9 protein-coding genes and 4 pseudogenes are annotated in these 14182 nt (G+C 69.3%); 8 read left to right on the forward strand and 5 right to left on the reverse strand.

Going from position 1 to position 14182, the window contains the following annotated elements; translation table 11 throughout:
- Positions 1 to 19: 19 nt before the first annotated feature.
- The 3 genes and pseudogenes from IE124_RS12475 to IE124_RS12485 all read left to right on the forward strand — a co-directional run bounded on the left by IE124_RS12475 (position 20) and on the right by IE124_RS12485 (position 3332).
- A complete protein-coding gene (locus IE124_RS12475) occupies positions 20 to 1021 on the forward strand; it encodes a TIGR00341 family protein (protein ID WP_189507769.1) in 1002 nt (333 codons plus the stop codon).
- Positions 1022 to 1559: 538 nt separating this feature from the next.
- Positions 1560 to 2460 (forward strand): annotated as a pseudogene (locus tag IE124_RS12480) (aminoglycoside phosphotransferase family protein).
- 119 nt (positions 2461 to 2579) lie between these two features.
- Positions 2580 to 3332, forward strand: coding sequence for a hypothetical protein (locus IE124_RS12485; RefSeq protein ID WP_189507770.1), 753 nt, complete (start codon positions 2580 to 2582; stop codon positions 3330 to 3332).
- 393 nt (positions 3333 to 3725) lie between these two features.
- Here the strand turns inward: IE124_RS12485 and IE124_RS12490 are convergent, their stop codons facing one another.
- Both IE124_RS12490 and IE124_RS12495 read right to left on the reverse strand, forming a co-directional pair.
- Positions 3726 to 4430 (reverse strand): hypothetical protein, encoded by a 705-nt coding sequence (locus IE124_RS12490; protein WP_189507771.1) that lies wholly within the window; start codon positions 4428 to 4430, stop codon positions 3726 to 3728.
- A gap of 221 nt (positions 4431 to 4651) precedes the next feature.
- The gene (locus IE124_RS12495; protein WP_229832398.1) at positions 4652 to 5089 is read right to left on the reverse strand and encodes a PucR family transcriptional regulator; all 438 of its coding nucleotides are present in this window, start codon (positions 5087 to 5089) and stop codon (positions 4652 to 4654) included.
- A gap of 376 nt (positions 5090 to 5465) precedes the next feature.
- On the opposite strand from IE124_RS12495, the gene IE124_RS12500 reads away from it, so the two are divergent.
- The 3 genes and pseudogenes from IE124_RS12500 to IE124_RS12510 all read left to right on the forward strand — a co-directional run.
- Positions 5466 to 6674, forward strand: a complete 1209-nt coding sequence (locus IE124_RS12500) for a DUF4241 domain-containing protein (RefSeq protein ID WP_189507773.1) — start codon at positions 5466 to 5468, stop codon at positions 6672 to 6674.
- A gap of 466 nt (positions 6675 to 7140) precedes the next feature.
- Positions 7141 to 7392 carry a hypothetical protein gene (locus IE124_RS34800; RefSeq protein WP_229832399.1) on the forward strand — a complete coding sequence of 84 codons (252 nt, stop codon included), beginning with the start codon at positions 7141 to 7143 and terminating at the stop codon, positions 7390 to 7392.
- Between the two features lie 141 nt (positions 7393 to 7533).
- A pseudogene (locus tag IE124_RS12510) lies at positions 7534 to 7869 on the forward strand (IS30 family transposase); the annotation flags it as partial.
- A gap of 397 nt (positions 7870 to 8266) precedes the next feature.
- Here the strand turns inward: IE124_RS12510 and IE124_RS12515 are convergent.
- Positions 8267 to 9238, reverse strand: a complete 972-nt coding sequence (locus IE124_RS12515) for a quinone oxidoreductase family protein (protein WP_189507774.1) — start codon at positions 9236 to 9238, stop codon at positions 8267 to 8269.
- Positions 9239 to 9374: 136 nt separating this feature from the next.
- Between IE124_RS12515 and IE124_RS12520 the strand changes: the two are divergent.
- Positions 9375 to 9711 (forward strand): annotated as a pseudogene (locus tag IE124_RS12520) (transposase family protein); the annotation flags it as partial.
- Between the two features lie 473 nt (positions 9712 to 10184).
- Positions 10185 to 11594 (forward strand): hypothetical protein, encoded by a 1410-nt coding sequence (locus tag IE124_RS12525; RefSeq protein ID WP_189507775.1) that lies wholly within the window; start codon positions 10185 to 10187, stop codon positions 11592 to 11594.
- 6 nt (positions 11595 to 11600) lie between these two features.
- On the opposite strand, the pseudogene IE124_RS34805 reads toward IE124_RS12525, so the two are convergent.
- Both IE124_RS34805 and IE124_RS12530 read right to left on the reverse strand, forming a co-directional pair.
- A pseudogene (locus tag IE124_RS34805) lies at positions 11601 to 11782 on the reverse strand (IS5/IS1182 family transposase); the annotation flags it as partial.
- 154 nt (positions 11783 to 11936) lie between these two features.
- Positions 11937 to 13928: a DUF11 domain-containing protein gene (locus IE124_RS12530; RefSeq protein WP_189507776.1), complete on the reverse strand. Its 1992-nt coding sequence runs from the start codon at positions 13926 to 13928 to the stop codon at positions 11937 to 11939.
- Positions 13929 to 14182: the final 254 nt, after the last annotated feature.

Consider the following 14182-nt stretch of genomic DNA (forward strand, 5'->3'; position numbering starts at 1 on the left):
CTCGTGGTTATTTGGATACATGATGAGCAAGGTTCGCGCCCGTGTTCTGCCGGCCTCTCAACGCCGCTCGCTGGACGAACTGACACAGGATCTGATCCTGTCGACCGGGGACGCCGCGTCCAAGCGCTCGGCCTTCTGGACGATGCTGTCGCTGTCCTCGATCATCGCTGCCGGCGGGGTGCTCACCGACTCGACGGCGACCGTGATCGGCGCCATGATCATCGCCCCGCTCTCCACGCCCATCATGGGCATCGCACTTGGGTCGGTGCTGCGCCGGCGCACCGGATCGGTCACGATCGTCCTCCTCGCTTGCCTGCTGGTGATCGCGATCGGGATCACCATGTCGATGGTTCTGCCCAGCAACTACGACCTGCTGTCGAACAGCCAGATCTCCTCACGCACGTCGCCGGACCTGATGGACCTGATCGCCGCCCTGGCGACCGGCTTCGCCGGAGCGATCGCCCTGGCTCGCCGGGACGTCGCCGCGGTGCTGCCCGGCGTCGCGATCGCCATCTCCCTCGTCCCGCCTCTGGTGGTGGTGGGAGTGTGCCTGGGGCAGCTGTCGGGATGGCTGGCACTGGGCGCTCTGGCGCTGTTCGTATCGAACCTCTTTGCCCTGGTTTTCGCCGGTATGGTGGTATTCGCAGCGCTCGGGTACGCCGCGGAGGCCGACAAGGCAGCCGGGCACCCCGCCCGCAGGGCTTCTGTCGCCATGGCCCTGCTGTTCGTCGTCGTGTTCGTTCCGCTGACGGCCAACACCGTGACCACATTGCTGCTCAATGCCTGGACCGGCCGGGCCAGGGAGGCGGCGCAGCAGTGGCTCGCCGACGAACCGGGCGCGTCCGTGACGAGTGTCGACGCGAATTCGCGAACGATGTACATCAATGTTCGTAACCCGGGAGAACTTCCGCCAGTGCAGTCCCTGCTCGACCGGCTTGAGGGGCAGGTCCCGGACGGGATCCCCATCGTGGTGGATGCCTCGCGCGGACGGCGTATCGATGCCGGGAAGGTGGGCGGCTGAGCATCCCATCCGTATCCGTCCTGTTCCCGCGCAACGTCCCGGCGCGGCCGCTCCTCGGCCTGCTGCGTCCTGAGCGCGCGGATGCGGAGCCAGACCACCCGGCCCGCACCGAGTTCTCGTCGGTACGGGGCGGCAGGGCGAGTTGGAGCTGCGCGGGTGGCCGGAAGCGTGTTCGCTATTCGGTGTGTGCCGCCGTCGAGTCGGCCATGACGAGAGCTGCCTGCGAAGGCGTACGGGACACAGGCAAGCCGTCGCTGAGGGAGTGGGCGTCCGTTCGGAAGTCCGGGGTGTCTCGATGATGTCCGGGCGGCCCGCGTGTTCTTTGAGGACGGCAGAGAACCAGCGGGTGATGCCCGGGCCCCCTTGGCCGGCCCATGTTCGGATCAGTGAGGATCACGACGGGTCGGCTTCGAGAGCCGGCACGCGAAACCCGTAGCGGACGACGCCGGTTGGGAAATCCGGTCGACAGGAGACCTGTGACGTCATGTGATGGTCCCAACAGCTTGCCACACGGGCGGGCCGACTCCAGGAGCTGCTCTTGGCAACCGAGAGAACCGCGGACATCCGTCCCGCGATCGATGCCGCACTGGTCAGGCGCCTGGTTTGATGCGCAGTTCCCCCAGTGGGCCGGTCTGCCCCTGGAGTTGCTTGACCCGGCCGGCTCGGACCATGTGATCTACCGGTTGGGCGAGGAGCTGTCCGTCCGTCTGCCCCGCCATCCTGGCGCGATCGGGCAGGCTCGGAAGGAGTCCGAGTGGCTGCCGCGGCTCGCCCCACACCTGCCTCTGGCTGTCCCCGTGCCAGTGGGGGTGGGGGAGCCCGAGTTCGGTTATCCGGGGCCGTGGGCGGTCTCCCGCTGGCTGGACGGCGAGGTGGCAACCGTCGAGGCACTGGCGGATTCGGCCGAGGCCGCCGTCGAACTGGCCGGGTTCCTGACCGCTCTCCAACGGTTCGAGCCCGGGGACGTATCGGCCCGGGGCGCCCGAGAGGATCTCACCGCCCGGCCGCTGGTCGCACGGGATCGGGCGACGCGGGCCGCCATCGCGGAGGTCGACGGCGCGTTCGACGCTGCGGCCGTGACCGAGCTGTGGGAAGCGGCGATCAGTGCCCCCGGATGGGATGGTCCTGCGGTCTGGTTCCACGGCGACTTTCACACCGGCAACCTGCTGACCGTCGACGGCCGCCTCAGCGCGGTCATCGACTTCGGAGGGCTCGGCATCGGCGACCCGGCCTGCGACCTGGTGATCGCCTTCACCTTGATGTCGGCGGGGAGCCGGGCCGCTTTCCGCGCCGCGCTCGTCGTGGACGACGCCACCTGGATCCGGGGCCGCGGCTGGGCACTGGCCACGGCCCTCGACGCCTACACCTACTACGCTGCCGTCAACCCCCGGGTCGCCGCGCAGACCACCCGTCAGATCACCGAGGCCCTCATCGGCTAGGCCACCAGGGCAAAGACCTACCGCTTCCTGAACAACCGCTGTCGCTACCCGTGAACAAAGCCGGCGCCGCCCACACGAAACCCGACCTCCGTGTCAGACCCGGCCCCTAACCTCCCCCCATGACAGACATAGATCAACGCCGACAGCGGCGCCGCCTGCTCCTCGTGCTGGCGCTCGTCTCCACGGTGGCCGGCCTGGTGGCTTTGACCGCGCTGGACCAGCTCGGGAAGGACCGTGCGGGCATCATCGCCGCCTTCCTCAGCGTTGTCGCCGCGGCCGCGGCGTGGGAGGCAACCGGCCGCGCCAGCGACACAGCCGAAGAGGCCCGGCGGACCGCCGAAATCGTGGCCCGCATCGAGCGGGACCGGTGGCTCGCCGAACTCACCCCCGTGTTCGAGTTCACCCTCACCAAGGAGGGCGACCAGGCGGCCAAGCTCCTCATGCACCTCGCCGGCCCGGACGCCCTTGGTCACCTCGACTCCGTCACGGTGCGGATCGGGGATGACGACTACGACCACACCCCTACGCAGCAGGCGCTGGGGTTCGTCAACCCGCACGATCCCTCTCCCGAGCAGATCGCCGCTCACGTTTGGGGGCCGTTCCGCCTCCGTCCCAGGATCAACGAGGCCGACGAACACGGCCGGGAGCTGACCTTCACCGACCTGCGAGTCGGCCGAGGCAGACCCCTTGTGCTCGACCGGACGAACCCAGGCACGTGGATGGGAGGAAAGACCTACGACTCCTGGCAGCAGGAGTACGCCGGGCACCCGATACGCCTCCTCTTCACGTGCCGCCGGGGCACGGAGACATGGCAGGTCGCCCGTACGGTCACCAATCCGGACTGGCGCTCCCACGACTCGTCCGCGACGTAGAGCGCACGTACGACGCCGCTCGCCCGCCCGGAATCGACCCCGCCCGGGAGGTTCCATGCACGGGCGGGAGCACCATGGCGAGATGAGCAGCGCGCCGAGGTCGTCCACCCGGCCTCGCCGAGCGGCGGCCGGCAGGGTCACCGTCCGCGACCGCGGGATCCTTGGCCTCGCGCACAGCGATGCCGATGTCGTGGCGTTCTGAGGTGGCCCCGGCTCGATGACGCCGACGCCCTCCTCGACGACTCGGCGCGGGTGACATGGCGCGGTGGCCGTGCGCACGAGTATGAGGCCGCCGGACCGGGACGGCCCTCCGGCAGCGGGACTCGCCCAGGTCATGGACGACTGGCTGCCGGGAAGCCGGAGCTGGAGGCGCCCGCGAGGTCCCGCGCCGGGTTACGGACGGGGTGTTGCGGAGGCTTTGGTGGGCACGTTCGCCGCGGGGTTCAGGTTCAGGGCCGGCGGGGCGGCGGTCTTGCCCTCGAAGAAGGAGCGGGGGAGTTTGGGGCCCGTCGGCGAGCCGGTGCGGACGTCGCCCCGTTCGATGGCCTGGCGGATGCCGATCTTCGGCTCCTTCGGCTTCACTGCGGTAGCGGCCGCGGCGAATGCGGGGCCGACCCACTCGTTGCCGGAGGCGAGCCAGCCCCCGCGCCAGCTGCCGGCGATGTTCTTGGCCTCGGCCAGGGTGTTGTTCGCGTACCAGCGGCCTTCACCCGGCTTGTTGCAGTACCTGTTGATGTTGTAGTACGTGCCGACCTGGTACTGCCCGTTCACGTTGACCGCATACGGGCTCGACCAGCACACGAACCAGATCCCGGTATCCAGGTCGAAGGCGAGGATGTCCGTCCTCACGCGCACCGAGTTCGCCGGCCTCGGGATGTGCTGCGAGCAGTGGTTGTTGAACCAGGTGTTGACCACGCTCGCGGTATAGCCGCCGTTGTTTGCGCCTCCGGTCGTGACCTCCGACCAGTTCGCCACGCAGACGTCGTTGTTGAAGGACTCGTGGACCCAGGCGTACTGGCTTGCGGCGGACGTACTCCCGGCGCCGGCAAGGGCGAGACCCGCAGCCGCTGCGGCAGCGACCAAGGCTCTCGCGATCATGCGTCTTCTCACAGGGATGCTCCTGTATCGCTCCAAGGGGTTGGTGCAGACGCAGGCACGCTCTCGATGGCACCCACACAAGTCCAGCACGACCCTGGCGGAATGACCGGAACCGGGTAGCGGCATGGCCGATACCGGCCAGGAGAGAGAAACGCACCGGCCCACCCCGCCAGTCCACGCCCTCAGCGATCCGTGACGTCCTGCCGAACTGCCCTTGAGGGTCATGGCCCTGTGCCTTCCGTTTCCCCTTGCTCCTTCCGTTGGTGGCGTGCAGGTTGGGTGAGGCGGGATGAAGTCGTTCCCCGAGCGACAGGCGGTGTCAGGCGGAGGTGAAGCATGGCCTCGAAGCGGGCCGCTGGGTCGCCGGGATCGAAGCCCGATACCTGCGCGAGGCGTTTGAGGCGGTAGCGGAAGGTGTTGGAGTGGACATGGATCGCGGCAGAGGCGGCGATGACGTCGCCGAAGTTGTCGAGCCAGGCGGCGAGCGTCTCGGTGAGCGCGCTGTGGTGTTCGGCGTCGTAGGCGCGGAGACGGGTGACGGGGTCGTCGGACGGATGGGCATCGATGTGGACCCGGTCGGCGAGATCGAGGAGCAGGGAGGGCAGGTAGACGTCTTCGAGCGCCGCGGCGCGGTGGGGAGTGCCGGTGGCGGTGAGCACGCGCAGGGCGCGGTCGGCGTCGGCGCGCGAGCGAGGCAGATCGCTCGGGTCGGCAGCGGGACGGCCGATCCCGATGACGGGCCGGGACCCTGCTGCAGGCCCGGGCACCGGCGTAGTCCGCACGCTGCCGACGTAATCCCGTTCGGAGACAGCTCACACTCACTGTGGTCCAGGGTAACCGACGGAATTCGTTGACCAGCGGGAACATGCTTCCGCCGGGTTGGATTCCCGCGCAGGAGGGCCACGACCTCTGTGTCGTACCTCAGTGGCAGACTGCGGCGCGACGGAGTTTCGGAAGGGCAGGGCGTCGCGACAGGGGTCACCGGTCGAACGCACTGCTCCGGGGTGGCTGGTGCCACGGGGGAGATGTTCGGCTGTGATCTTCGACAGTCTTGATGTGTCGTACGGCGAGATGTGGGGTTCCTATCGGGGAACGACCCATCGGAGCCCAATGTCCCGCGCGCTCGCGGCACGCAAGCATGCGGCCGGGAAGGATTACGCGGTTCTGCTGTCCGCGCGGGAGCAACCGCTTGCACTGGTCGAATACTGGCCGGGGCGGATGTGGCGTGTGTATCTGTTCGACGACAGATCTTGGTGCATGCAGATGATCGACCTCAAGCCGCACGGCACGGGGATGTTGCTGGCTCAGCGGAACACCCGATGGCAGTTTCCCGACGATCAGGCGCACTCGTACGGGAAGTGGGATGTTCAGGAGACCACGACCGTCTCAGCCGACGGGCAGGTTGAGGTGAAGTCCGAGTTCGCCGGACCGCGGGGCGGATCGCCGGAATCATCACATGATCGAGCATCCGGCCCGTCGAGCGTCCCCGTGCGGCGGTTTGCGACACCCGTCGAGGACTTCCTCTGTCCCGCACCGGAATTCGGCGACTGGCAGGTGTTCGCGCCGTTCCTCGCTCAGCAGGGCCACGAGTCCGTCACAACCGTCGTCCTGAACGACAAGTCGGTGGCCGAAGGATCGGGACCGCTGCGTGCCACCGGAATCGAGCAGCTGTTCAGCCCGGGTGAGTGTGACACCCAGGAGGGGCCGGCCGTCGTCGAGCCCATTGACTCCGGCATGCTGCGGATCACGTCAGGGCAGCTGGCGGTCTCGGACCCCGGCTGGATCAGCAACCCGCGGACCGTCGCAGTGCCGCTAGGCGAGTTCCCGGTCACACTCTCGCTTTTGCGCACGAAACACGGGGCCGGTGTCGCCGCGGCCAGGGTGACGTTCCTGGACATCCCTCCCCATGAATGGGAAATGACCCTCCGGCCCGACGAGGACCTGGGGCTGCTCGGCGAGGGCCAGTTCTACGGGGTTGGCGTGGATACCGGCACGGCGGCCTTCATGGATGCGACGCGGACCGTGACCGAAGACCAGCTGGACGACGACGTTTTCATACCCCTCGACAGCGACAGCCGTTTCAGCGTCGAACTGCCCGGCATGGAGCCCGAGCCGAATCTCATCGCCTTCCGTGCCGGCCAAGGCGACGGGGCCTATCCCGTCTGGACCGGCCGGACCGAAGACGGACAAGTCAGTTGCGTCGTCGTCGACTTCCAGCTCCATTCCGCCGCCGGGGCAGAGTGAGAATCGCCAACCACCTGCGCGAGGCCGCACCACCCGAGACTGAGACCACGACGACCCTCCACAGTGCACACGTCGAAGGCTCCTGACAGTTACCTCCTGAGCCAGGAGCGCAATCGGATAGGAGCGGCCGGTCAGCTGGGTGGACTGCTTCACTTCAACACGCTGAACTTGTGTGCGACATCCCGTGGGTTGCTCTGAGCCTCCGCGAGTCCTCAACCCAGTGACCAGGCGGTTCGTCCTCTTTCCCGTAGCAGTTCGCGGGCTGACGTAACTTCGGGTTCCTGAAACGTTCGGACCTTGCCCGATCGGTTCACGATCGAGCTGAAGGTGAGGAGGCTCGGGTTGGCGCTGGCTGCAGTACGGGACCTGCGCGATGTCCGGCCGCCGGCCACGGCGGAGGAGCTGGAGCAGTTCGAGACCGACGTGCCGGCGGGGTTCGTGCTGGCGCGGGCTTCGGCGGGGCCTGGTGACGGGACGATCCCGCGGGGACGTCGGGCATCTGGAGCAGATGCGGTCCTGGTTCGGCCGGCCTCTGTGGGAGAGGGAACCGCCAGACGCCGACGCGTACTTCGGGAAGGCGCTGCGGGCTTCGCCGAGCGGCACCCGGCTGGGGCGTTCTCAGGCGCTGACCACGTACTTCCTCTTCCTGGAGCTGCGGCACAAGGTCGGGATCCACCGGATGACCGGTCGGGTGATCGAGTGCCGATCGACGAGATGAACCGGCCGCGCGGCGCGAAGGACGCGGCACTGCGGATTCCGCCGTCCGGGCCGGAGGTCAAGACGCTGTTCGCCGGATGGGGCGGTGAGCCGGCGACTTGCCGGAAGTGCGCCCCGACCGCCCGGAATTACACCGCCTCCAAGGAGCCGTCTCGGCATCCCGCCCCAACTGCGGCGGACGCTTACCTGGGACCGGGGCTGGGAGACCGCCGAGCATCAGGCCATCACCACCGATACCAGGATGCCGATCTATCTCTGCAAGCCACGGAGCCCGTTGCAGCGCGGCACCAATGAGAACACCAACCGGCTCCTTCGGCAGTACCTGCCCAAGGGTGCCGACCTCCGCACATTCAGCCAGGCCGACCTGGACGCCATCGCCCACGAGCTCAACCACCGTCCGCGCAGGACACACGGCTACCGCACTCCGGCAGAGGTCTACGCTGACCTTCTGAACAGCGGTGATGCGCTGACCGCTTGAGCTCGCCATCGTTTGCCGACAGGCCGGGCTGGCTTGATCCGGCCGCCCGGGTCCGCTGTGGTTGACAGCGGAATGTCCGGGCGGGTCGGGCGGTGGGAGGCTGCGGATCGTGTCTGGGATCTCGGACAAGCTCACCGAACGAGCCGATGGGGGAAGCGATCTGGAGTGTGAGCACGCCCTCGTTCGCTGTGCGGGCCTTGCTGCGCCACCGACGGAATGGGCTTGCCCAGGTGACGCAACGCGCTCGACGGCCTGCCGGGCATCACGGCTTGGCCTGCGCTCGCACTGCAGCCGGCTCCCGTCAGCGGTCATCACCCGGGATCGCGGACACAGCTGCGCGGGATCGACGCCTGGCGGAAGCCAGGTTCCTACAGGTCAGTTAATTCAGTCGGTTGCCCTAGGGGATGACGAGTAGCTTGCCGGTGGTACGCCGAGCCTCCAGATCGCGGTGAGCTTGGGTGACCTCGGCGAGCGGGTAGCGGGCCGTCACGGTGGTCTCAAGCGCCTTGGTGCGCACCAGTTCAAGCACGTCGGCGGCGCGCCGGAGCAGCTCGGAGCGATCGGCGATGAAGTCGTCGAGGCTGGGCCGGATCAGGGTCAGCGAACCGCCCTGGGCGAGCCGGATGGGGTCGAAGGGCGGCACTGCACCACTCGCGGCGCCGAAGAGCACCAAGTGGCCGCGGGTTCGCAGGCTGGCGAGACTTGCATCGAAGGTGTCCCTGCCGACGCCGTCGAAGACGACAGGCAGGCCCTGGCCGCCATTGAGCCGCTTCACCTCGGCCGCGAGATCGTCCACTGCGGAGTAGAGGATCACCTCGGCGGCCCCGGCGCGCCGCGCCAGCTGGGCCTTCTCCGGTGTGGAAGTTGTGCCGATCACTCTGCCGCCAAGATGGGTGATGAGCTGGGTCAGCGCAAGCCCCATGCCGCCGGCAGCGGCGTGCACGAGCACCGTGTCGCCTGGCTGGACCGGGTAGGCGTCCTTGACGAGGTAGTGCGCCGTCATGCCCTGCAGCAGCACGGCGGCGGCGGCCTCGAAGTCGACGCCGTCGGGAAGGGGCACGAGCCGGGAGGAGTCCACCACGGCCTGCTCGGCATAGGTGCCGGGAATCTCCACCCAGCCGACCCGGTCTCCCACAGCGACGTGGGTGACGCCGGGGCCCACCTCGAGGACCGTGCCCGCGCCCTCAGTGCCCGGGGTGAAGGGCAGCGGGAGGGTGTACCGGCCCTGTCGGTGGTATACGTCGAGGAAGTTGACACCGGACGCGGCAACCTCCACGACCGCCTGGCCCGGACCCGGCACCGGTCGATCAACGTCGACCAGTCGCAACACCTCGGGACCGCCCACTTCGGACACCTGAATCGCTCGCATAACCCCTCCTGAAACGGCTAACTTCCCTCACCAACCCCGGTCGTGGTGATCCAATTCCCGCTCACGGTGAGGTGTTGTAGCCGTCTCGAGTCGAAGTCTCAACCTGCCGGTCCAGAAGCCCTGTTGGTTCCCCATCCTGCCGCCGGCCTTGCCGGGCCGCGCTCACGATCTGACCGCCGCACGCACCCACCGCATCATCCGGATCGCGAACGCCAGGGCGTCCCGATCCTTGCCGACCGCGCCTACCCAGGCGCTGGCCCCCCCGGGTCACCACCGGACTCAAACGGCCACCGGGCGGTGAACTCACCCTCACCCAGCGCACCGTCAACCGGGTCCTGGCCGCGGCGAGAGCGCCAGTCGAACGCGGCATGGCACGGCTGTAGTCCTGGCAGATCTTCCGAGGATCCCGGATCAGTCCCAACCGCATGACCGTCATCACCGAAGCCGTCCTCACCCTGGAGAGGCCACGCTGAAGAGGCTGACTGACGCGCACCTCCCTGAGAGGGCCTGTGCCGGCAACTCATGCACGGGGGAGCCGTCACTGTTCCCCGCCTCGAAGACAGCGACGGAACCTACCTGTACCTGGTGGTCGACGGCCGCCTCCGGCTCGTCGCGCACGCCCCCGTCATCACGGCACCCGACGGACGCGAGCGGCTGGACCGCCCCTGCCGTTCCCCTGATCCGACGCTCGAGCGAGCCGAGGCGGGGCGCCGTCGCCACCGCCGTGCACCTGCGGTCGGGCCACCCGTCGATCGCAGGCGCCGTACGCCTCGCCAACACCCGCGCGCGGACCGACACACCGGCACAAGTCGGCCAGGGAACCTGTGACAGACCCTGTGAGAGACCCCTTCGAAGTGAACGAGGGCATCCGGTGGAGACGCCGTGACAGGATTCCGACGTTCACCGGACGGCTGGATGAAGTCAACTCAAGGGGAATATAGAGAAGATGAAAATATTTCGGCGGCGCAAAGCCTCTCAGGACCGGGATCGTTCCGAGCAGGCGATCCAGGAGTACCGGACGGCATACGAACGGGGGCTCGCCGCCGAGCAGAGCCAGGGGCCAGCACAGGCGCTGGCCGAGTTCGCGCGGGCGCAGCACGCCCTGGACCGTTTGGACGCCGCCTCCCCGGACCTGCCTGAGGTTCCCCAGGCTCGAGCCGGACTGCTCTACGCCATGGGACGGGCCAGCACTGATGTCGGAGACGTGACGGGTGCAGTCGCAGCCCTGGACCAGGCCGAGGAGCTGTACCAGCGGATGGAGTCGGAGCAGCTCGCCACCCGGAAGGAGGGTGAGCAGCGGGGTGACCGGCAGGAGACGGGCCCCGTACCCGCGGTCTTGCTGACGGCCGATGTCCGGCTACGCAGGGCCCGGGCCTATGCCGAGTGGGACCGTCCCTTCAGCGCTCTCAGCGATCTGGACATGTCGATCGGTGGGTACATGCGGGCGGGAGCCTTCACTCCCCTCTCGGACCGATCCGGGGACGCGGCCCGGATCCTCGCGGTCGGGGCGGGGATCCAACTGAGGGTAGGGGACCATGAACTGGCTCTGGAATGCGGCCAGGAGTCCCTCGCCCGATACCAGGAGATGGGCCGGATCGGCCCTGAGGCGATCCCGTACGCGATCGGTTTCGCCGCCCCGGTCGTCTCCATGCTGGAGGCGGCGCGTGGGCAGTGGGACGCGGCACTGGCCGTGGACGGCGTGATTCTGGAGGCCGCAGAACTCGGCCAGGTCGGGAGTTCCGGGGCTCATGCCCGGATCGGTGTCCACCTGAGAGAGGCCGGGCGGGACGCGGAGGCGGCCGGACATCTGGCCATGGCCGGCCGCGGGTCGCATGATCGGATCGCGGAGATGGAGCGGGAGTTCGGGTCGGTGCTTGCGCCGAGTCTGCGGGAGGCACTGCTGGAAGCGGAGCGGACGGAGTCCACGAGGCTCGCAGGCGGCGGGCGGGCCGGCGCCCTGGATCCGCTGGAGATCCAGACGCTGCGACTTTCCCTCTGCAGCGGGGACGGAGCCAGGTTCTCGGCTACCGGCCGGATGAAGGTGGTCAACGCCGTGCCACGGCAGGTCACTTCGCTCGCCCGGGTCGGCCACCAGCTCATCGCATCCGACCGCATTCCCGCGGCACTGCGCGTACTCTGGGAGGCACTGCTCCTCTGCGATGCCGCCCGCCGCTGGACCACCTTGAACACCAGCGACTCCACCGCGACCGTGCCGCTGCGCGAGGCCGAGGAGAACGCCTTGGCCGGAGCGGCCGTTCTCGTCGACACACTGGAACAAGCCGGGGATCCGATGAGCGACGCGCTCACCGCCGACCTGAGGAACGCCAGGGAACGCCTGGGCCTGTCGGCACACTGAGCATTTTCAGCGTTGACGCTCCAGGTGAGGACGGCTGCGGCGATGGCGGTCAGGTGGTTGGGGCGGCAGCGGGCCTTGCGGGGGATACGCCAGGAATTGAATCGCGCGACGCTGAGTTGGACTGGTGCTCTCGCCGCTGACAGGGCCCGGTTGACCGTTCGCTGGGTCGTGGTGAGGCCCCGGTTCGGAAGGCCCCGCGTGGCCTGCTCGTCGACGTCCTCACCGCCAAGACCAAGCACGTTGGCTTTCCCACACACCGCGGGACGGCCCGGCGGGGTGCGCCCCAGCGCCGGCCGGGTTTCACCCGGCCGGCGCTGGTGGGGGTGCGCGCTTGGCCAGCCGTCAGGGGCAGCTGATGCGGGTGTCGCCGGTGTCGGTGGTGCAGGTGTCGAAGCCGGAGCCGCCGTTGGCGGTGTCGTTGGCGCTCACGCCGTCGGTGGTGGTCAGGCGGTCGTTGCCGTAGTAGCCGGTGAGGACGTCGTTGCCGCGATCGCCGTTCATGGTGTCGTCACCGAAGCCGCCGTCGAGGTTGTCGTTGCCCGGGCCGCCGTAGACGGTGTCGTTGCCGAAGCCCGCACGCACGGTGTCGTTGCCGGAGAGCGCGCAGATGACGTCGTTGCCGTAGCCACCGGTGAGGGTGTCGGTGCCGGACGTACCGACGATCGTGCAGCCCCGGGCGTTGTTGACCGAGGTGGTGGCGGTGGCGCTGTTGTTGCCGGTGTTCGGGTCCTGGGGGGAGCCGGTCACGGACGCGGTGTCCCGGAGGGTGCCGGTCGTGCGCGGTTCGGCGGTCACGGTGACCGTGGCGCTCGCGCCGGGGGCCAGGCTGCCCAGGGCGCAGGTCGCGCCGGTCGCGGTGGTGGTGCAGGTGCCCTGGGAGGGCGCGGCGGAGATCAGGGTGCCGCCGGCTCCGGAGAGGGAGTCGGTCAGGGAGACGCCCGTCGCGGTCGCCGTGGAGGAGGCCGCGTTGGTCACCCGGACCGTGTACATCGCCTGGTCGCCGATGCTCACCGTCGTCGTACCGGACTTGGTGACGGACAGGTCCGCCGACTGCGGCGGGGGCGTGGTGCCGCCACCGCCGAGGTAGCGGGCCACGCCGCGGTCGGCGGCGAGGCTGTTGGCCTGGCCGACGACCCCGCCGGCGACGATCTTCCCGTCGGGCTGCAGGGCCACTTGGGAGGCCTGCTCGGAGGGGCCGCCGAAGTCGGTCGTCAGCCGGCCGTCGCTGTCGAAGGAGGTGTCCGCGGCGCCGTTGGTGTTGTACCGGGCCAGCGCCCAGTCGCCCGCGTACCGGCCCGCGACGACGATACGGCCGTCGGTCTGCAGGGCGACGTCCGCGGCGTCGGCGATGTCCGGTCCGAAGGTGGTGGTGACCCGGCCGGCGCTGCCGAACGTCGGGTCCAGGACGCCTCCGGCGGTGAAGCGCGCCAGCCCGAAGACGTTGTTGTCGCCGGTCGCGACGACGATCCGGCCGTCGGACTGCAGGGCCACGCCCCGGGCCCTGGCCCCGAAGCCGGGGGTCGCCCGGCCGTCGCCGTCGAAGGTGGGGTCGAGGCTGCCGTTGGTGTTGTAGCGGGCGAGCGTGACGCCGCCGGGGCCGGCCCCGGCGACGACGACCCGGCCGTCGGGCTGGAGGGCCAGGTCGGCGGCCGAGGCGAAGCTCCCGCCCGGGAAGGTGGTGACGGCCTTGCCGTCGCCGTCGAAGGTCGGGTCCAGGGAGCCGTTGGCGTTCCAGCGGACCACGACCCAGCTCGCGAAGCTCTGGCCGGCCGCCACGATGCGGCCGTCGGGCTGCACGGCCACGGTCATGGCGGTCTCGATCGCGTCCGGGTCGATGTCGGTGACCGCCCTGCCGCCGGTGCCGAAGGTCGGGTCGAGGCTGCCGTCGGGGTTGTAGCGGGCGGCCACCCAGTCGCCGTAGCCGGCGATCGAGGTGGACCCGCCCACCGCGATGATCTTTCCGTCGGGTTGCAGGGCCAGGGCCCTGGCCTCGTCGTTGTTGAAGTCGAAGTCGGTGTTGACGATGCCGTCGCCGCCGAAAGTCGTGTCCAGGCTGCCGTCGGCGTTGTAGCGCACCAGCACGAAGTCGCCGCTGGTCTCGTCGAAGTAGCCGTCGCCCACCGTGATGATCTTGCCGTCGGGCTGGACGGCCATGCCCGAGACGTTCTCGTAGCCGGTCACGTCCGTGACGACCTTGCCGTCGCCGCTGAAGGCGGGGTCCAGATCGCCGGGAGCGGCCGCGGCCGTCGTGGGCAGGCCGAGTACGAGCGCCAGGGCGGCGGCGCCGGCGGCTCCGGCGCGCCCGGCCCGGCGCCGTGGGGAGTGCTGGGGCATGCGCGAACCACTTCCGTCCGTTCGGTTCCTTGGGTGCCCCAGCTTTCCGGGATACCGGGTCAGGACGGGGCCGCGGCGGGCCGGGGCTGCGCCCACTGGACCGCCGTGTTCCACCCCCAGGAGTGACGGACCGGTCATCCGAACGGCCCGGTACGGGCCGCCGTCGGCCAGCGTCCGCCCCGCTGCCCGGACTTCGGCAGATGCGGCTGCAGTCGCACCCATTCGGCATGCGTGAAATCTCCCCGCGTCACATG

It is taken from the genome of Streptomyces narbonensis, assembly GCF_014649015.1.
Lineage (GTDB): Bacteria > Actinomycetota > Actinomycetes > Streptomycetales > Streptomycetaceae > Streptomyces > Streptomyces narbonensis.